Origin of the sequence: Chryseobacterium geocarposphaerae (assembly GCF_002797535.1) — a bacterium.
In the GTDB taxonomy this organism is placed as follows: domain Bacteria; phylum Bacteroidota; class Bacteroidia; order Flavobacteriales; family Weeksellaceae; genus Chryseobacterium; species Chryseobacterium geocarposphaerae.
Genome location: NZ_PGFD01000002.1, coordinates 789,624 through 808,519 on the forward strand (window position 1 = coordinate 789,624; position 18,896 = coordinate 808,519).

Sequence of the window (18,896 nt, forward strand, 5' to 3'; positions counted from 1 at the left end):
AGATTATAGCTCAGGATTAGCCTTAGATTAATGTTAAAATTAAACCTAAATATACCTTATTTTGCATTTTTATCTCCGGCTATTATCAATATTATTGTTTTTAATATAATGACCAAATCCAAAACAAAGCTCCAGTTCCTAACGTAATACGCATCTGCCAAAGCTCTTTTTTTCATTTCCACTTCCCTGTCTCCGGAATCGCCTCTTAATCCGTTTACCTGTGCCAAACCTGTAATTCCAGGGTTAACCATGCTTCTTAAGCTGTACCTTCCGATTTTAGGTTTATAATAATCATCCACAGCCAACATGTGAGGACGGGGTCCCACAACTGACATTTCACCTTTCAGTACATTCAAAAACTGTGGCATCTCATCAAGACTGGTTTTCCTTAGAAACTTTCCGAATCTTGTAATCCGGGAATCATTTTCTGCAGTAATTTTTGTCGTGGAATCATCATTTACAACCATTGTCCGGAATTTAAGGCAGCCAAACACTTCTTCGTGAAATCCGTATCTTCTTTGTATAAAAAAAACAGGTCCTTTTGAAGTAGTTTTAATTAAAATGGCAATAATCGGGAAAAGCCAGGAGCAGATTCCTACCAAAATAATAACCGAAAAAAGGATATCAAATATTCTTTTTACTATAAAATTGAAATAATTATCCAGCGGATAAGAAGACTGATGCAAAACAGGCTGGTTTTCAATATAACCCAAGTCATATAAAAACCAGTCGTTTTGTGATATATTGGGAATAAGTGAAATATGTACCTTATTCGCTTCTGCCAGTTTAAAGATACTATCTTCTGTATTTTTATCAAAAGTTGTTTCTAAAGGTAAAAAGAGGGTGTGGATACCATTCTTTTTCCAAAAGAGCTGAAGTTCTTCAATATTGATGGCTTCATTTTGAAATTCAAAAATTTTATAACCGAAATCCTTTCTCTCTTTTAGAATATTTTTAAGAACTCTGGTAGAGCTGTTTTCGTTGAGAAACATTATGTTTCTGTTATTAATTCCTAAAGAACGTAAATATTTGATGACGAAATAAATAACAGATCTTGTCAGAAGTATAGAAAAGAAAAGATAAAGGGAAAGCCATGAAAGCTCCGAACCAAAAAACTGATTATTACTTACTTTTCTTATCAATACTAATCCAATAACGAACAAGAGGAAATGAGTAATGAGCCTTTCTAAAAAGGTTGTATAAGTAATATTTCTCCGGATATTATAGATTTGAGTTCTGCCGCTTAGTAAAACCCAGTAAGAAACAAGCAGAAGCAACGGAAATGACCAAACTTCGTTATCCTGCATCAAATCTGCATTTCTATCGGCAAAAAAGAGTATAAATACACTTGCAATAACCACAAGGTCAAGCAAAATAATTATTGTTTTTAAATATCTAGAGTATCTTATTCTCTGCATGGTTACAGAATAACTGAAGGCCTAAGATAATCAATTTTACGGGATATTCAGGTATTTATGGGTCTGAACTGAAGCTCTCCACTGAGGGTTTTCCAGAATGAAGTCTGTGATTTTCGGATACATTTCGTCACGCTTGCTCCATTCGCTCTGAAGATATAAAGTACAATTTTCTGTGACTTTTGCAGCTTGTTCCTGAGCAAACTTGAAATCATTATTATTGAAAACAATTACTTTAAGTTCATGAGCTTTCGCATAAATTTCCTCTTTCGGAAGTCCTGTTTTCTTTGGTGAAAGAGTAATCCAGTCGATATGTCCGCTCATTGGATATGCTCCTGAAGTTTCAATATGGATTGTGCATCCTAGTTCTTTTAATTTAGATGTTAAAATATCAAGATTCCACATTAAAGGTTCTCCACCGGTTAAAACAATTGTTTTACAGTGTTTTGCTGCAGTTTCTGCAATTTCTTTAGCATTCATTAGCGGATGTAAATTCGGATCCCAGCTTTCTTTTACATCACACCAGTGGCACCCGACGTCGCAACCACCTAATCTGATGAAATAGGCTGCTTTTCCGGTGTGCGCTCCTTCTCCCTGAAGAGTGTAAAAATGCTCCATTACAGGGAGCATTTTACCTTCTTTTAATAAAATATCTTCTTCTTTATTCATTTTAAAATTAGTCGTTATAGACCGAAGTTTTGTAAGCAATGATGGTGTTTTTCATCAACATCGCTCTTGTCATGGGTCCGACTCCTCCCGGAACAGGGGTAATCCAGCTTGCTTTTGCCGCACAGCTGTCAAAATCTACATCACCTGCCAGATAATATCCTTTTGGAGAATCGTCGTCTACTCTTGTAATTCCTACATCAACAATCACCGCACCGTCTTTGATCATATCTCCTTTTAAGAAATGGGGATCACCTAAAGCTGTAATTACGATGTCTGCTTTTTTAGTATATTCTTCGATATCTTTAGTGTAAGAGTGTGTAAGGGTAACGGTAGAGTTTCCTGGGAAATCTTTTCTTCCCATTAGAATACTCATTGGTCTTCCAACGATTTTACTTCTTCCGATGATGACACAGTCTTTACCTTTTGTTTCAATATTATATCTTTCCAGTAAAGTTAAAATTCCGAATGGAGTTGCTGGCAAGAAGGTATCCATTTCCAATGCCATTCTCCCGAAGTTTTCAGGGTGGAAACCATCCACATCTTTTCTCGGATCGATGGCATTGATGATTTTCTCCTGATCAATCTGATCCGGCAAAGGCAACTGAACGATAAACCCGTCAACGGCTTTAGATTTGTTCAACTCGTCAATTTTTTCCAATAATTCAGATTCAGAAACTGTACTTGGAAATTTCACTAAGCTTGACTGAAAGCCTACTTCTTCACAGTCTTTCACTTTAGCGTTAACATAGGCCTTACTTGCTCCGTTGTTTCCTACAAGAATAGCAACTAAATGTGGTGCTCTTCTTTTTCCGGCAACAATTTTTTCAACTTCAGCCTTGATTTCCTGTTTTATTTCTTTGGATACTTTTAATCCGTCAAGAATTTCTGCCATTTTTTACTTTTATTAGATATTTACTTTCTTTTACTTATTTCCTTTATAATAATTGATCAACCCGTTGGTCGAGCTGTCATGAGAGCTAATTGTCTCATTGTTTTCTAGTTCTGGAAGGATTTTATTGGCTAAAACTTTTCCTAGCTCCACCCCAAACTGGTCGAAGCTGAAAATATTCCAGATCACACCCTGAACGAAAATTTTGTGCTCATATAAAGCAATTAATTGTCCTAATGAAAAAGGAGTTAATTCTTTGAATAATATAGAGTTAGTCGGAGTGTTTCCGTGGAAGACCTTATAGTTTAATAAGGAATTAATTTCTTCATCTGATTTTCCTGAATTTTTAAGTTCTTCCTCAACTTCTTCTTCTGTTTTTCCGAAGGCAAGTGCCTCTGTCTGAGCAAAAAAGTTAGCTAACAATTTATCCTGGTGATCAGAAACTTTATTTGGGCTTTTTGCATAAGCGATAAAATCAGCAGGAATCAGTTCAGTTCCCTGGTGAATTAACTGATAGAAAGCATGCTGTCCGTTTGTTCCAGGCTCTCCCCAAATGATTGGTCCTGTTTCATATTCAACAAACTCACCGTTTCTGTCTACACATTTTCCGTTACTTTCCATATCTCCCTGTTGAAGATAAGCTGCAAATCTGTCTAAATATTGAGAATAAGGAAGAATAGCATAGCTTGTTGCTGCATAGAAATTACGGTACCAGATTCCTAAAAGTCCCATTAAAACAGGAACATTTTCAGAAAATTCTGCAGTCTGGAAATGCTGATCCGTATCAAAAGCTCCTTTTAATAATTGTTCGAAGTTTTCGTAACCCACTGCAAGCACAATACTTAATCCGATTGCACTCCAAAGAGAGTATCTGCCGCCAACCCAATCCCAGAATTCGAAGATATTTTCTTCTGCAATTCCGAAGTCTTTAACAGATTGAACGTTAGTCGATAAAGCCACAAAATGCTTGGCTACATCTTCCTGTTTTCCAGCCTGTAAGAACCAGTCCTTTGCTGAGTTGGCATTGGTCATTGTCTCCTGAGTTGTAAACGTTTTAGAAGCAATGATGAATAAAGTTGTTTCAGGATTCAAATTCTTTACAACTTCTGCGATATGATTTCCGTCTACATTAGAAACAAAGTGAACGTTTAATCTAGTTTTAAAATGTTTTAAAGCGGAAACTACCATAACAGGCCCCAAATCCGAGCCTCCAATTCCGATATTCACGACATCGGTAATTTCTTTTCCGCTGAAACCTTTGTGAGCTCCTGAAATAATACTTTCAGAAAAAGATTTCATATGATCTAATACTCTTTTAATCTGAGGTTTGATATTTTCTCCATCTACCAAAATATTTTTACCGGAAAAATCTCTTAACGCGGTATGAAGAACGGCTCTTCCTTCAGTTTGGTTGATTTTGTCACCAGAAAACATTTTAGAAATAGCATCCTTCAGCTGACATTCTTCGGCCAGATTCAGTAAAAGTTCTTTTGTTCTGGAATCGATCAGGTTTTTTGAATAATCAAAAAGAAAATTATCTCTTTGTAACGAAAATTCTTTGAAACGATCAGGGTTTTCCTGAAAAAGACTTCTTAAATCAAAGTCGTTGTCTCCGAAATGTTCGTCCAATGCTTTCCAGCTTTCAGTATGTAAAGGATTTATTTTTGATAGCATAATGTATTCAGAAATTAAAGTTTTAAGGCTTTGGATTTAGGATTGTTGAATGCCAAATCCTCATGCAAAATTATTGATTTGCAAATTTACGGAATTTTAGTTCAATGATGTTAATTGATGATTAAAAAATCAGTTGTTGAATTATTGATTCTTCGGAAGAATTGATAAAAAAAATGTGGATATTTATTGATTGCAGGTATAGTTTTTGGCTGATTTTTCATAGCCAACATTTTTAAAATTTTTAAAAGAAATTTTAAAGGTAAAAACCCCCAGATTAATTCCGGAGGTTTTTTTGTAAAATTTAAAAATTTATATAGATAACCGAAAGGTTAGGATAGCTCTATATTTCTGTTGTCGATTGTTTTTTTATAGATTTTCTTTTTCTATATAGAAATAAAATAGCAGCTCCAATCAATAATATAGGCCAGATCACAATTAGTCCTACAACAATTCTTTGAATTAAATAATATCCTTCCACAAAAGCGGATTTTGCACTGTAGATAAAATCAAATTTATATTTGTCATCGATGCTTTTAGTATTGGTAATGGCAATTTCTGCGATTCTGATTTTTGGTTCCTTAATGTAAATATCGACGGTACTGTATTTCAGGTTATCGGTTACATCCATATTCGCATATTGTTGCTGGTTGCTTTCAGACATGTTTTCATCATCCAGTTTTACTTTATCCTTGTTGGTCTTCAATTGTGATATATTTTCACTTGTCTTTTTGATTCTTTTTCCTTCCAGTTCAGCGTATTTTATGTTAGAAGTCACATCTTCTGCATTGATTGACCTTGAATTCAGAAATAGTTTTTTGTCATTAATCAGCGTTAAAAATTCTCCCAGCTTGACAGTCGGAACTCTTACCTGAATTCTGTTCTCCGATTGGTATTTTTTGATCAGCATAGCTTCTTCATTAGATGTATTGTAAGTGTCTTCTGAGATCACATTGCTTTTTAAATTACTGTGGGTTACAAATCCTCCCAGCTCCTGAACCGATTTTTCAATAGAAATCGTAGCATCATAAACGTCTTTTACTTCCATGTTTACATCTGCTGTTTTGATGAACTGTTTGTCTTGTACCTTCATGGTAGCCACCGAAGAAATACTGTCTGAAGTAGCAACTGCAGTTGAATCCATAATACCGGAAGCTTCTCCGTAGTTTTCTATTGTTTCCTGTTTTTTGCATGAATAAATTCCCAATAAAAGTGCTGTTGCAATTGATAATCTGATGTACGTCGTTTTCATAATGTAGATTTTTAATGTTTTGCTTAATCCAAAGTTCAGACGGAATCAGTTGTAAAGATTGAAAATCGAAAGTAAAAATTTTGTAAAGAAAAATAACGTTTTAAATAGCTGTAATTCAGTTTTTTGTAAAACGAATTTGAGTAAACATACTTGTTTTCGGAGTAATTTTTGCTTACCTTTTACAAATCAATACACAAACAATTACTATGTCAAATACTTTTTCCAAAATCAGAAACGCCATAGAATTATTCAGATCTATAGACTTTGATCAGCTAAGTGCAATTTCTCAAAAAGTGGATCTCCCTAAGCTGATGCAAAATTTCTCAAAACTCGACGATAAACAACTCGGAGGTTTAATGAAAATGCTTGATCCGAATAAAAAAAAGAAAGAACTTCCTCCAATAGATGGAGATTTCTATGATATCTACCATACGTTGAGCCCTGAACAGCGCGAAGTTCAGCTTAAAGTGAGAACTTTTATGGAAAAAGAAGTAAAACCCTTGGTGAATCACTACTGGCTTAGAGATGAATTTCCACATGAATTAATTCCAAAATTTCAAAAGCTGAATATTTGTGGAGTTACCTATGAAGGTTATGGCTGTCCGGGAATGCCCTTTCTAATGGAGGGCGTCATTGCGATGGAAATGGCAAGAATTGATGCTTCTATTGCAACTTTCTTTGGGGTGCAATCCGGTTTGGCAATGGGATCCATTTACATCTGTGGTTCGGAAGAACAAAAGCAGAAGTGGCTTCCTCAGATGCAGAAGTTTGAAAAAATCGGAGCGTTTGGTTTAACGGAGCCTGAAGTTGGTTCCGGAGCAGCAGGAGGCCTAACGGTAACCTGTAAGAAAACACCGGAAGGCTGGATTTTAAATGGCCAGAAAAAATGGATTGGAAATGCTACGTTTGCGGATGTTATTATCATTTGGGCAAGAGATTTGGATGACGGAGAAGTAAAAGGTTTTATTGTTGAAAAAGATAATCCTGGCTATTCAGTTGAAAAAATTAAAGGAAAAATGGCATTGAGAATCGTTCAGAACGGACTGATTACGTTGAAAGATTGTCTAATCACAGAAGAAAACCGTTTACAAAATGCCAACTCATTTAAAGATACCGGAAAAGTATTGAGAATGACGAGAGCAGGAGTTGCGTGGATGGCTACAGGTTGTGCAAGAGGAGCTTATGAAAGTGCTTTAGATTATACCCGAAAAAGAGAACAATTTGGTAAACCGATCGCTTCCTTCCAAATGATTCAGGGGCATCTGGTGGAAATGTTATCGAATTTGACAGCAATGCAGACCATGGTCTTTAGACTTTCCGAAATGCAGGACGAAGGAATTCTAAAAGACGAACATGCTTCTCTGGCAAAAGTTTTCTGCACATTAAGAACGCGGGATATTGTCTCAAGAGCACGTGAAGTAATGGGAGGTAATGGAATTCTGTTGGAATATGATGTTGCCAGATTTGTTGCCGATGCAGAAGCAATCTATTCCTATGAAGGAACAAAGGAAATCAATTCTCTGATTGTCGGAAGATCCATTACTGGGTTCAGTGCATTTATATGATGATATTGTGAATGGTGAATAGTGAATAGTGAATTTAAAAAATTGACAAGCTAAGCGAATTGACTATTCACCATTCACTTTTTAATCAACTTACCAAAGCTTTATATTTTTCTTTGTTGTCAATAATCATCCAGAGATTGATAAGGAAAAGAACTCCTGCAATTGACATTCCCATTGGGGATTTATCCATCGTGAACACGTGAACTACAATTCCTACCATTACAGGTAAAATAACAATTGCGCCTAAAGCTCTTGTTTTTGGGAAAATAAATAATAATCCACCAATAACTTCTACGAGTCCAACTAACGGCATCAGCCAATGAATTTCTCCAAACGCAGCAAAAAGTTTCATTTGCTCTGGTGTTGGCTTTTCCATGGGCATATAATTAAAGAATTTGTTTAATCCGGCATTAATGAACATTAATCCGAAAAGAAGGGCCAGGATAAATTTTATAATTTTCATGAGTTTTATTTTTATTAAAGTTAAATAAAAATGTAATCCGTTGATTAAAAATGGGGTATGTTTTATAAATACTCTCTTTTTAGGGAAATATTTAACGGTCTGTATCGTCCTATTTTATATATTTGTCTAGAACAAACTAAACAAATATTTTTATGAAAAATCTTAAAAAATTAAATCGTTCAGATTTAAAAGAAGTGCTTGGAGGCGGTGGCCCCGGACAATGTGATATCGGACCAATAGGATGTCCATGCAAAATTCCGCCGGGAGATCCTTGTTTGGGTGGTGATCCTGGAGGACCAGGAGGCCCGTCTTATGGATACTGTCCGGATAGTGGAACTTATATTCTTTGTACGGAAACATGTCCAAATGGATTACAGCCACTTTGTCCTTTATAGAAAATAAAACGCCTTCCAATTGAAGGCGTTTTATAGTATTTTAAAATTGCTTATTTGCTAATAATTAATCCATTTCCTTAAGAGTAATGTTCTTCGAGATTTTGTAGCTCTTTTTCTTTTTGTCGGGTTTTTCTTCTTCTCCAAGTAATTTTCCCCAAGGCTGTAAACCATTAACTCTTTCAAAGATAATCTTGATGATTGCAATGGCCGGAATACACAAAAACATTCCTGCAATTCCCCAAAGATGTTCACCGATAATGATTCCTAAAAATGAAAAAAGTGCATTGATCTTTACTTTTGAACCTACAACAAAAGGCAAAATAATATTTCCATCAATAATATGAACGGCTATGTAGCCAATGACAACATAAATACAGGTGGAAGGTGTTCCCGTTGCGAATGCAATGAAGCAGGAAACTACTAGTGAAATACAAATTCCCAGATAAGGAATTACATTCAGTAACCCGGTTAGAACAGCGAGAAGCACAGCATACTTTACACCCACAATCGTAAGAACAATTGAAGTAAGAACAGAAACGATAAATACCTGCAGACAAAGTCCGATAATGTATTTTTTGGTCATGATTCTTACCTGGCTTACCACTTCTTCTACACTGGCTTTATGTTTTTCATTAAAAACAGTCACGATGAAATTATTTAAGATTCTTCTGTAATTCAGGATAAAAATGAAAAATAACAGGAAAAATAGAATAAAAGCAAATCCCGTTGAAAATACGCCTAAGGTAAATCCTAAAATTAACCCTGAAGAAGAAAGAAGCTTGTTCAGCCCTTGATCAAGGTAATCAAGCTGGTCATTGATTTTTATATTGAACGTTCTTGAAACCCAATGCTGCAGATTATCAAATACATTAATGAACTGATCTCTGAGATGAGGAATGTCTTTGCTGAAAGTAGATAATTGTGAACCGAAAAAATAAATCATTCCACTTAAAAAAATAAGCATGATGAGTACTGATGTCATGGTGGAAAGTGATCTTGGAAATCTAAGTTTTCTTTCCAGAAAAGTGGCAAATGGCAAAAATAACATAGCCATTAAGAACGCTAAAAAGAACGGAGCTAATATGCTCTGCCCCAATGCTAAAATATAGCCAAGTCCAATGAGGGAAATGATTACAAGGGTAAATTTAACAAGAAATGGAAGTCTTAGAAAGTTCATAATTTCAAAATCTGCTGCATAAAGTTAAGAAAACCCTTTGAATAATAAGCGGTTTGTATGCAAATCAAAAACACGTTCCAGAAATCTGAAACGTGCTTTCTTTTATTGAGAATGTTAATATGTTACGGATTATTTTTCGATCGCAATATCGATCACCTCTTCCATTCGGTTGACATAGTGAACATTAAGATTTTTTAAATAGTCTTTTTTAATTTCTTCAACGTCTTTTCTGTTGGCTTCACAAAGAATTACATCTTTAATTCCCGCTCTAGTTGCAGCAAGGAGCTTTTCTTTAATTCCTCCTACAGGAAGCACTTTTCCTCTTAAAGTAATCTCTCCTGTCATGGCAAGATGAGGTTTCACTTTTTTATTTTTAAATGATGAAACCATAGAAGTCAGCATGGCAATACCGGCAGAAGGTCCGTCTTTAGGAGTTGCTCCTTCCGGAACGTGCACGTGAATATTGTGCTTTTCAATGTCTTCCTGAGAAATTCCTAATTCATCATGTTTTGCTTTGATGTATTCTAAAGCAATCGTAGCGGACTCTTTCATTACAGTACCTAGATTTCCTGTCATGGTCAAAGCTCCTTTTCCATTACTTAAAATACTTTCGATGAATAGAATATCTCCGCCAACACTTGTCCAGGCTAAACCTGTTACAACTCCCGGAACTCCGGTGATTTCAGATAAGCTTTTCGGTCTTGGAACACCCAGGATTTCATCTACTTTCTCAACAGAAATTTTACTGTCATATTTTTTCTCTAATGCCGTCTGCAAAGCTACCCAACGGGCAATAGAAGCAATTCTTTTTTCTAAGCTTCTTACACCGCTTTCGGAAGTGTGGGCTTCAATAATATGTTTTAATTCAGCATTCCCGAGTTTGAATGATTTTGCATCCAAACCATTCTCATCCTGCTGCTTTTTTATTAAATGTCTTTTAGCAATTTCGATTTTCTCCTCTAAAGTATAGCCTGCAATCTGAATAATCTCAGTTCTGTCCAGCAATGGAGTCTGAATGGTAGATAATGAATTTGCCGTTGCAATGAACATTACTTTAGACAGATCATATCCCATTTCTAAGAAGTTATCATAGAAAGACTTATTCTGTTCAGGATCAAGAACTTCTAAAAGTGCTGAGCTCGGATCACCATGTAAACCTTGCCCTATTTTATCCATCTCATCCAGCACAATTACAGGATTGGATGTTCCCGATTTCTTGATCGATTGAAGGATTCTTCCCGCCATGGCACCGATATACGTCTTTCTGTGCCCGCGGATTTCACTTTCATCATGAAGTCCACCCAAAGAAAGTCTTACATATTTTCTACCTAATGCATCCGCAATGGATTTTCCTAATGATGTTTTACCAACTCCAGGAGGACCAACCAATAAAAGAATAGGAGATTTCATGTTGTTTTTTAGTTTTAAAACAGCCATGTGTTCCAAAATTCTCTTTTTGATATCTTCTAATCCAAAATGAGCTTTATCTAAAATTTTCTCAGCTTTGGCAATATCAAAAACATCTTTCGTGTAAGTTTCCCACGGAAGATCTGTGAAGAAATCCAGATAATTTCTCTGAACATTATAGTCGGGCGAATTAGGATTCTGGCGTTGTAATCTGCTGATTTCCTTTTGGAAATGCTCCTCAACTTCCGGGCTCCATGTTTTCTTTTTTGCTTTGGCAATCAGGTCTTCAATATCACTTTCCGGACCGCCTCCAAGTTCTTCCTGAATGGTTCTGATCTGTTGATTCAGAAAATATTCTCTCTGCTGTTTGTCAAGATCCTTGGATGTTTTCTGATGAATCTGATTTCTCAATTCAAGTCTTCTGAAATCTTCATGCATCATTTCATAGCACTTATTGGCTCTTTCCATCAGGTTTTTCTCTTCAAGCAGCTTTTGCTTTTCAACTGAAGGGAAATTAGCATTCGTACAGATGAAATTTAATAAATCATCATTATTGTTGATGTTCTTGATCGCAAAATTAGCGGCATTCGGAATGTTCGGATCCAGCTCTATGATTTTTAAAGCCAGGTCTTTAACATTTTCTAGCAATGCTTCATATTCTTCTTTATTTTTAGGCTTTGAATCCTTTAATTTTGAAATCTCAGCTTTAAAATAAGGTTGTGCTTCAATCATCTTTTTGATCTTAAACCTGTGGAAGCCTTTAGTAATGGCTGTAATATTGCCCTCAGGAAGTTTAATGATTTTAATGATCTTCGCTAATGTACCTGTATGATAAAGGTCTTTTTCGGTCGGAGATTCAAGCTCTGAATTTTTCTGACTTACAATTCCGATAAAATCACCGTTTTTCTGCGCTTCTTCAAGAAGCTGTATAGACGCTTTTCTTCCTGCAGTGATAGGAATTACCACATTAGGAAACATCACCATGTTTCTTACCGGGAGTATCGGGAATATTTTCTGTTCTGAATTTTTTTCTGTTTCTGAAAGATCAGAAAGATTGATCTCTTCAGCTACAATATCAAACCCATCACTGATCATTTCTTCTAAACTCATATCTTCAAATTCTGTCATAATTATGCTGAATGACAAATTGTCATTTCCGTATTAAATCGTTAAAGTAATATTCTATAATATGTTGTGAATAGACATAATATAGGATGTTGCGTTACAATGCGCAATACTTATGCCATTTGTTTTTTATGAAAAAATGCGGTCAAAATTTCCTTTTTCATAAAATTTTCATTTTAAAAATTAAAAAAAGAACTTAGATTTCTGTAATTTCTTAAAAATGTGTATTTTCGCAAACTGATAAAAAACTATAATATATAAAATGGCAATTTTAGGACAGATTAGGAGTAGACCTTGGCTTTTGATGGGAGTAATTGCATTGGCGCTTTTAGCGTTTTTGGTAAACCCGGACAGTATAGATAAGGTGTTTGGTAAAAACCCTGATGTTTTAGGAAAAGTAAATGGTGAAAAAATTACCCGTGAAGAGTTTAACGACCAGCTTTTTGTATTACAACAGCAAGCAGAGCAGCAAGGTCAGCCGAAAAATGGTCTTGAAGAGCAGGCTTGGCAATTGTTGGTTCAGTCTAAACTGATTAAGCAACAATTTGAGAAACTGGGATTTGAGATGACAGAAGATTACTTCTGGAATCAGCTTCAGTATGATCAGATGTTTGCTCAGAATAAGCAATTCTTTGATGAGAAGGGGAATTTTAAGACTCAGGAGCTTAAAAAACAGATAGAGGACATGAAGAATATGAGTCCTGAAGGTTATAACCAATGGTTGAAAACGAGAAAGTCAATCGAGTATAGACTAATGGCCAGACAAGTATTCGCAAACGTTTCTGCAGGAATTACTACAGGTAAAAAAGAAGCTGAAGAATTGATGAAAGAAAGAGATCAGCTTGCAGATATTGATTTTGTAAAGGTTGACTATGCTTCTTATCTTCAAAAGACTAAAATTAATGTAACGACAGAAGATTTAGCTAATTATATCAAACAACACCCTGTAATGTTTAAAGCTGAGCCTAGCAGAAACTTAGGGGTAGTATTTTTCCCTTCACAACCAAGTGCAGCGGATGATGCAGCAACTCAGAAAGAAATTACAAAATTATTTGCAGGAGGTACAGATGCAAGCGGAGGAACTGAAAACTTCCAGAATACGAAGAACGATTCTATGTTCGTAATGGCTAATTCTGATGCTCCGTTTAATGATAAGTATGTAAGTCCGAATCAATTACCTCCGACCATTCAGGGGCAGATTGCTACTGCTGCAGTTGGACAGACTTTTGGCCCGTACAAGGAGCAGGGAGCTTATGTAGTGTCTAAACTTTTAGGTAAAAAGACTTCAGATTCTACATTATCAAGACATATTCTTATTGCTTTCAAAGGAAGTCCTGCAGGTCAGGATGTGAAAAGATCTAAAGAAGAAGCTAAGAAATTAGCAGACTCTATCGGAGCAATTGTAAAAGCAAATCCAGCTAAATTTACAGAGTTCCTTAAACTATCTAATGATCCAAGTTCAGCTGCTCAGGGAGGAAGCTTAGGTTGGACTACGCCGGAAACGCCTTTTGTTCCTGAATTCTTAAAATATTTAGCTGAAAATCCTAAAGGCGCAACAGGAGTTGTTGAAACTCAGTTTGGATATCATATCATCAATATTGAGGATAAAAAGGCTGGAGCAATGGGCTACAAAGTTGCCAACCTGGTAAAAGTGATTAAACCGTCTGATGCTACAGAAGCGGAAACAGATAAAAATGCGAGAAGATTTATTCAGCAGGTACAAGGAAAATCATTCAATGATTTTGTGAATATTGCTAAAAAAGGAAACTATCAATTCTCTAATCCTAAGCAGGCAAAAAGATTTGACGGTCAGCTTCAGGGATTGGGTACTGACAAGGATGCGGATATCTTAGCTTGGGCTTTTGATAAGAAAAGAGAAAAAGGAGATACAGAATTCTTTACAGTAGACGGAACAGGAGATAAAATTGTTGTTTACCTAAACGGGAAACAAGAGAAAGGTCTTGCTGATCCTGAATCAGTAAGAGATCAGATTGAAGTGGTTGTTAAAAATAAATTGGCTGCAAAACAAATCGCTGAGAAAATCGGTAAAGCAGGTAATTTAGATCAGATTGCTAAGCAATTCGGAACAACAAAACAATCTGCTCAGGTGAATCTTTTAAGCCCTTCAGTAGCTGGAACTATGGAACCTAAAGTGGCAGGAGCTGCATTTGGAGTTGCAAAAGGAAAGATTTCTAATCCGATTGAAGGAGGAACAGGAGTTTATGTTTTAATTAAAAAGAACGAAACCGTAAACAAACAACCTGGAGATCTTAAACAGTTTACAGAATCTGTAACCCAGAGAAATGCAGGAATGTTCGGACAGGGTTGGATGAAGAGCTTGCAGGACAATGCTGATATCGAAGATTACAGAATTGAAATCTGGAATAAAGTAGGGGCTCAACAATAAAAAGACTCCTCTATAAAAATATAAAGACGGCAATTATTGCCGTCTTTTTTGTATTTAAAGCAGAGTAATAAAAGAAAAGATTAATTTAAAATGTAGTATATTTGCTCATTAGAAAAAATTAGCAAGTGAAGTTCAGTAAAGAATTAAAAGCAGGTGTTATTGCGCTTTTAGCTATCGTAGGCTTTGTCGTATTGTTTCAATTCATGAAAGGCAGAAGCCTTTTTACTACCGATAATATATTTTACGCAAAATATGATAATGTAGAAGGTTTAGCTCAATCTTCTCCCGTGTCCATTAATGGTTTGAAAGTGGGACAGGTGGTTAAGATTATACCTCAAACATCAAAAACAGGTCAGATTAATTTTATTGTTAAAATTACGGTAGACAATAATTTTGAATTTTCAAAAAACTCTACTCTTGAAATCTTTGAACCGGGTTTAATGTCCGGAAAAGAAATGAGAGTGAATTTGGTATATGGTGGACCTACTGCTAAAGACGGAGATACGCTGAAAGGAACTTTTAAATTGGGAATGATGGGAAGCCTTTCTTCTCAGGTAGGACCGGTAAAAGATCAGCTGCAAACTGTTTTGTACAGAGTTGATTCTTTAATGTCAAATGCCAATAAAATTGTTGACGATCAAAACAGAGCTGAAATCAGAGTCTTATTGTCAAATCTTAATAAAACGGTAGGTGCATTACAGACTACGGCTGGAAGTGTTAATAATCTGGTAGGGCATAACGATCCTAAGCTTCAAAAAGTTTTAGATGAGGCAAGTCTGACGATGCAAAGTGGTAAAACGACTTTGGATAAATATGGAAATCTTGCGGAAAGTATCGATACTAAAAAGCTGAATGCTACCATTGCAAGTTTAGACGCAACAGTTGGACAACTGAATCAGGTAATCGGTGGAATTGACAGAGGGCAGGGAAGTTTAGGTAAACTGATGAAAGATGAAGAGTTGTACAACAATTTGAATTCGGCTTCTACCAATCTGAATTCTCTCATAGAAGATATGAAAGCAAATCCGAAAAGATACATCAATTTCTCAGTTTTCGGAAAGAATAATAAAAACTAAAACTTAGCCATGCAATATATCGATAATATTATTTTTCTGATTTTATTAGTTGCAGGTTTCGGGCTGTTTGCGAAAAGTCTGCAAAAGATATATAGAAACATCAGATTAGGAAGAGAAATCAACAGAAACGACAGAAAAGGTGAACGTTGGGAAACCATGGCTCGTGTGGCGATGGGTCAAAGTAAAATGGTAAAAAGACCTGTAGCGGGTATTTTACACCTTTTCGTTTATGTAGGTTTCATTATTATTAACATTGAACTTATTGAAATCATTGTAGACGGATTATTTGGAACCCATCGATTTCTTTCATCTGTATTCGGACATGGTTTTTACAATTTCTTCACAGCTACATTAGAAGTTTTAGCACTTTTAGTGGTAATTGGGGTGGTGATATTCTTTATCCGTAGAAATTTTTACGGGGTGAAAAGATTGACCATGAAAGAGCTTTTCGGATGGCCAAAGCATGATGCCAACTGGATCCTGATTATTGAGTTTGCCTTAATGATGGCTTTCTTTAAAATGAATACTGCGGATTGGGTTCTTCAGCAAAGAGGTTTACTTCCTGAACATGGAAGTTTCCCGATTAGTTCAACATTCTTAGCACCTATCTTCAGCAACTTTAGTGATGGATTCTTGTTCTTCACAGAAAAAGCGGCTTGGTGGTTCCACTTTGTAGGGATTTTATTCTTTATGAATTACCTTTATTACTCTAAACATCTGCATATTATTTTGGCTTTCCCAAGTACTTGGTATGCGAATTTGGAGAAGAAAGGAAAGTTCAACAACCTGGAATCTGTTACCAAAGAGATTAAACTCATGATGGATCCTAATGCAGATCCATACGCAGCTCCGGGTGAAGAAGAAGCAGAAGTTCCTTCAAAATTCGGGGCAGAAGATATCTTTGATTTGAACCAGGTTCAGCTATTAAATGCCTATTCTTGTACAGAATGTGGTCGTTGTACTTCGGTTTGCCCTGCCAATATTACGGGTAAAAAGCTTTCTCCAAGGCTAATTTTAATGAAAACAAGAGACCGTCTTGAAGAAGTCGGCAGAAATATCGATAAGAACGGAAGCTTTGTAGATGACGGGAAAAAGTTGCTGAACGATTATATTACAAAAGAAGAACTTTGGGCGTGTACAACGTGTAATGCATGTACTGAAGCCTGTCCGGTTCTATTGGATCCGCTTTCCATTATTTTTGAAATGAGAAGATTCCTGGTGATGGAACAGTCTGCCGCACCACAGGAGCTGAATCTGATGATGACGAATGTGGAAAACAATGCTGCTCCTTGGCAGTACAATCAGGCAGACCGTCTGAACTGGGCAAATGATTAATTAATTGAACAATGTAAAATGTAACGGTGTGACATCATTCGTAAACTGTTGCACTGTTATAGATTGATAAATTTGAAACTACTATGGATTTCACAATAAAAACAATGGCTGAATACGCAATGGAAGGCAAATCTCCGGAAGTTCTTTTCTGGGTAGGATGTGCCGGAAGTTTTGATGACAGAGCCAAAAAAATAACAAAAGCATTCTGTAAGATCCTTAATAAAATAGGAGTGGAATTTGCTGTTTTAGGACAGGAGGAAAGCTGCACAGGTGATCCTGCAAAACGTGCCGGAAATGAGTTCGTTTTTCAGATGATGGCATTAACGAACATTGAGGTGCTGAATGCTTACGAGGTAAAAAAAATCGTAACGGCTTGTCCGCATTGTTTCAATACGTTAAAAAATGAATATCCAAGCTTAGGAGGAAATTATGAAGTGGTACATCACACCCAATTCCTTAAAACATTAATGGAAGAAGGTCGCCTGAAGATTGAAGGAGGAGCTTTCAAAGGAAAGAAAATCACGTTCCATGATCCTTGCTATTTAGGAAGAGCCAATGGTGAATATGAAGCGCCAAGAATGCTTTTAGAAAAGCTGGATGCCGAGCTTGTAGAAATGAAGCGTTGCAAAACCAATGGATTATGTTGTGGAGCAGGGGGAGCGCAGATGTTTAAAGAGCCTGAAAAGGGGAATAAAGATATTAATATCGAAAGAACTGAAGAAGCTTTATCATTCGAGCCTAAAGTAATCGCTACAGGCTGTCCGTTCTGTAATACAATGATGACAGACGGTGTAAAGCATTTCAATAAAAATACAGAAGTTGCTGTAAAAGATATTGTGGAACTTCTGGCAGAAGCAGAAGATCTTTAATCAATACTATTTAAGTGAAGTTCTTAGGAAAGGAAGGGTTTGATTTAAAATGGAAAATTTCTTTCCTAATTACTTTAATTTTGGTTTTTCTCTTAAGTTACTGGAGCTACAAAAACCGAGTTTATGATTGGGATATGCCTGGTTACATTGGATGCCTTTTTCAGAGAGAATATCCTGCATCCCCGGAGAAAGTCCATCAATATACTTATACTTCTATACGAAAAGAGGCCTCTCCTTATCAATTCAAAGATATTTCCGGACTTGTTCAGCCCAATAAAGCCGTACAGTTTTTCAAACAAGATGCGAATGCTTTTTCAGAGCAATTACCCTACTATCAAATAAAAATAGGATATAACATCGCCGTTCTGTTTTTATACAAGTTAGGGTTTTCACCGCCTCATTCCGTTTTGCTGGTAAGTATTATCTCTTACTTTTTATCGGGTTTAATTCTTTTTTTTCTGTTCAGCATACTTTTTCCCGGAAAAAATATTCTATCCGTTTTACTCACTGTAGGAATACTGATATTGCCTCCTATGCGAGCTTTATCTAACACTCCTGTTCCGGATATGTTTTCCCTGCTTTTCCTGCTCATATTTATGATGGGATTATTAAGAAAATGGGAAAGCTGGAAGATATTTTTAGTGCTCTTATGTCTTATACTTATCCGTCCGGACTATATTGTTTTTGCTCTTACTTATTTGGTAACATCTTTTGGATTCACCTATTTTTCAGAAAACAGGAAAATAGATCTTAATTATATCTTGCAGGGCATCTTCTTTTTGGCTTTATATCTCTTTATTATCAAATATTATCATTTCCCGGGATGGAAAGATGTCTTTTATGATACATTTATAGATCGGAGACCTTTGATTTCAGCTCAGCCTGCTAATTTCACATTTAGTTATTACTTGCATTTTCTTTTTTTTAAACTAATAAATTTCAAGAAAATATCTTTAGCTGTATTTTTTATTATGGGGTTGATTTATTATATTTCAAAAGATCTTTGGATAAGGATATTTTCAGTATTCATTTTTGCCAATATTTATTTGAAATTCATGTTTTTTCCGGCTTCGGCGGAAAGCAGGTTTTTCTTTGGCTATCTTCTGATGCTTTTTTTGATGTTGTGTTATGCTGTAAGTAAAAAATACAATGGTTTTCAACTCAGGAAAATTGCGTAATTT

General features: G+C 35.8%; 15 protein-coding genes. 7 read left to right on the plus strand and 8 right to left on the minus strand.

Going from position 1 to position 18,896, the window contains the following annotated elements; translation table 11 throughout:
* Positions 1-56: 56 nt before the first annotated feature.
* The 5 genes from CLV73_RS15315 to CLV73_RS15335 form a co-directional block, all read right to left on the minus strand.
* A complete protein-coding gene (locus CLV73_RS15315) occupies positions 57-1,418 on the minus strand; it encodes an exopolysaccharide biosynthesis polyprenyl glycosylphosphotransferase (RefSeq protein ID WP_100377726.1) in 1,362 nt (453 codons plus the stop codon).
* Between the two features lie 36 nt (positions 1,419-1,454).
* Positions 1,455-2,084 (minus strand): 7-carboxy-7-deazaguanine synthase QueE, encoded by a 630-nt coding sequence (locus CLV73_RS15320; RefSeq protein ID WP_100377727.1) that lies wholly within the window; start codon positions 2,082-2,084, stop codon positions 1,455-1,457.
* A gap of 7 nt (positions 2,085-2,091) precedes the next feature.
* Positions 2,092-2,976: a bifunctional 5,10-methylenetetrahydrofolate dehydrogenase/5,10-methenyltetrahydrofolate cyclohydrolase gene (locus CLV73_RS15325; protein WP_100377728.1), complete on the minus strand. Its 885-nt coding sequence runs from the start codon at positions 2,974-2,976 to the stop codon at positions 2,092-2,094.
* 30 nt (positions 2,977-3,006) lie between these two features.
* Positions 3,007-4,647, minus strand: a complete 1,641-nt coding sequence (gene pgi, locus CLV73_RS15330; RefSeq protein ID WP_100377729.1) for a glucose-6-phosphate isomerase — start codon at positions 4,645-4,647, stop codon at positions 3,007-3,009.
* A gap of 340 nt (positions 4,648-4,987) precedes the next feature.
* The gene (locus CLV73_RS15335) at positions 4,988-5,896 is read right to left on the minus strand and encodes a DUF4349 domain-containing protein (protein ID WP_100377730.1); all 909 of its coding nucleotides are present in this window, start codon (positions 5,894-5,896) and stop codon (positions 4,988-4,990) included.
* A gap of 206 nt (positions 5,897-6,102) precedes the next feature.
* Here CLV73_RS15335 and CLV73_RS15340 point away from each other — a divergent pair, with 206 nt between their 5' ends.
* Positions 6,103-7,461, plus strand: a complete 1,359-nt coding sequence (locus tag CLV73_RS15340) for an acyl-CoA dehydrogenase family protein (protein WP_100377731.1) — start codon at positions 6,103-6,105, stop codon at positions 7,459-7,461.
* Between the two features lie 85 nt (positions 7,462-7,546).
* Here CLV73_RS15340 and CLV73_RS15345 read toward each other — a convergent pair whose 3' ends face one another.
* On the minus strand, positions 7,547-7,924 hold the full coding sequence (locus CLV73_RS15345; protein WP_100377732.1) for a DoxX family protein: 378 nt from the start codon (positions 7,922-7,924) through the stop codon (positions 7,547-7,549).
* Positions 7,925-8,076: 152 nt separating this feature from the next.
* On the opposite strand from CLV73_RS15345, the gene CLV73_RS15350 reads away from it, so the two are divergent.
* Positions 8,077-8,319: a bacteriocin-like protein gene (locus tag CLV73_RS15350; RefSeq protein WP_100377733.1), complete on the plus strand. Its 243-nt coding sequence runs from the start codon at positions 8,077-8,079 to the stop codon at positions 8,317-8,319.
* A gap of 64 nt (positions 8,320-8,383) precedes the next feature.
* On the opposite strand, the gene CLV73_RS15355 is transcribed toward CLV73_RS15350, so the two are convergent.
* The gene (locus CLV73_RS15355) at positions 8,384-9,496 is read right to left on the minus strand and encodes an AI-2E family transporter (RefSeq protein ID WP_100377734.1); all 1,113 of its coding nucleotides are present in this window, start codon (positions 9,494-9,496) and stop codon (positions 8,384-8,386) included.
* A gap of 129 nt (positions 9,497-9,625) precedes the next feature.
* Complete coding sequence (lon, locus tag CLV73_RS15360) at positions 9,626-12,031, minus strand: endopeptidase La (protein ID WP_100377735.1); 2,406 nt, start codon at positions 12,029-12,031, stop codon at positions 9,626-9,628.
* A 259-nt stretch (positions 12,032-12,290) separates the two neighbouring features.
* Here lon and CLV73_RS15365 point away from each other — a divergent pair, with 259 nt between their 5' ends.
* The 5 genes from CLV73_RS15365 to CLV73_RS15385 all read left to right on the plus strand — a co-directional run bounded on the left by CLV73_RS15365 (position 12,291) and on the right by CLV73_RS15385 (position 18,893).
* Positions 12,291-14,435: a peptidylprolyl isomerase gene (locus CLV73_RS15365; protein WP_100377736.1), complete on the plus strand. Its 2,145-nt coding sequence runs from the start codon at positions 12,291-12,293 to the stop codon at positions 14,433-14,435.
* Positions 14,436-14,560: 125 nt separating this feature from the next.
* On the plus strand, positions 14,561-15,511 hold the full coding sequence (locus CLV73_RS15370; RefSeq protein ID WP_100377737.1) for an MlaD family protein: 951 nt from the start codon (positions 14,561-14,563) through the stop codon (positions 15,509-15,511).
* A gap of 9 nt (positions 15,512-15,520) precedes the next feature.
* Complete coding sequence (locus CLV73_RS15375) at positions 15,521-16,846, plus strand: (Fe-S)-binding protein (protein WP_100377738.1); 1,326 nt, start codon at positions 15,521-15,523, stop codon at positions 16,844-16,846.
* An 83-nt stretch (positions 16,847-16,929) separates the two neighbouring features.
* Entirely contained in the window at positions 16,930-17,715 is a 786-nt protein-coding gene (locus tag CLV73_RS15380) for a (Fe-S)-binding protein (protein WP_100377739.1), read from the plus strand.
* A 14-nt stretch (positions 17,716-17,729) separates the two neighbouring features.
* Complete coding sequence (locus tag CLV73_RS15385) at positions 17,730-18,893, plus strand: hypothetical protein (protein WP_100377740.1); 1,164 nt, start codon at positions 17,730-17,732, stop codon at positions 18,891-18,893.
* Positions 18,894-18,896: the final 3 nt, after the last annotated feature.

Bases quoted from the DNA above. Each gene is read 5' to 3' on its own strand.
- lon (WP_100377735.1), bottom strand. From the start codon at position 12,031: ATGACAGAATTTGAAGATATGAGTTTAGAAGAAATGATCAGTGATGGG.
- CLV73_RS15380 (WP_100377739.1), top strand. From the start codon at position 16,930: ATGGATTTCACAATAAAAACAATGGCTGAATACGCAATGGAAGGCAAA.
- CLV73_RS15315 (WP_100377726.1), bottom strand. From the start codon at position 1,418: ATGCAGAGAATAAGATACTCTAGATATTTAAAAACAATAATTATTTTG.
- pgi (WP_100377729.1), bottom strand. From the start codon at position 4,647: ATGCTATCAAAAATAAATCCTTTACATACTGAAAGCTGGAAAGCATTG.
- CLV73_RS15365 (WP_100377736.1), top strand. From the start codon at position 12,291: ATGGCAATTTTAGGACAGATTAGGAGTAGACCTTGGCTTTTGATGGGA.
- CLV73_RS15325 (WP_100377728.1), bottom strand. From the start codon at position 2,976: ATGGCAGAAATTCTTGACGGATTAAAAGTATCCAAAGAAATAAAACAG.
- CLV73_RS15355 (WP_100377734.1), bottom strand. From the start codon at position 9,496: ATGAACTTTCTAAGACTTCCATTTCTTGTTAAATTTACCCTTGTAATC.
- CLV73_RS15320 (WP_100377727.1), bottom strand. From the start codon at position 2,084: ATGAATAAAGAAGAAGATATTTTATTAAAAGAAGGTAAAATGCTCCCT.
- CLV73_RS15335 (WP_100377730.1), bottom strand. From the start codon at position 5,896: ATGAAAACGACGTACATCAGATTATCAATTGCAACAGCACTTTTATTG.
- CLV73_RS15375 (WP_100377738.1), top strand. From the start codon at position 15,521: ATGCAATATATCGATAATATTATTTTTCTGATTTTATTAGTTGCAGGT.
- CLV73_RS15340 (WP_100377731.1), top strand. From the start codon at position 6,103: ATGTCAAATACTTTTTCCAAAATCAGAAACGCCATAGAATTATTCAGA.
- CLV73_RS15345 (WP_100377732.1), bottom strand. From the start codon at position 7,924: ATGAAAATTATAAAATTTATCCTGGCCCTTCTTTTCGGATTAATGTTC.
- CLV73_RS15350 (WP_100377733.1), top strand. From the start codon at position 8,077: ATGAAAAATCTTAAAAAATTAAATCGTTCAGATTTAAAAGAAGTGCTT.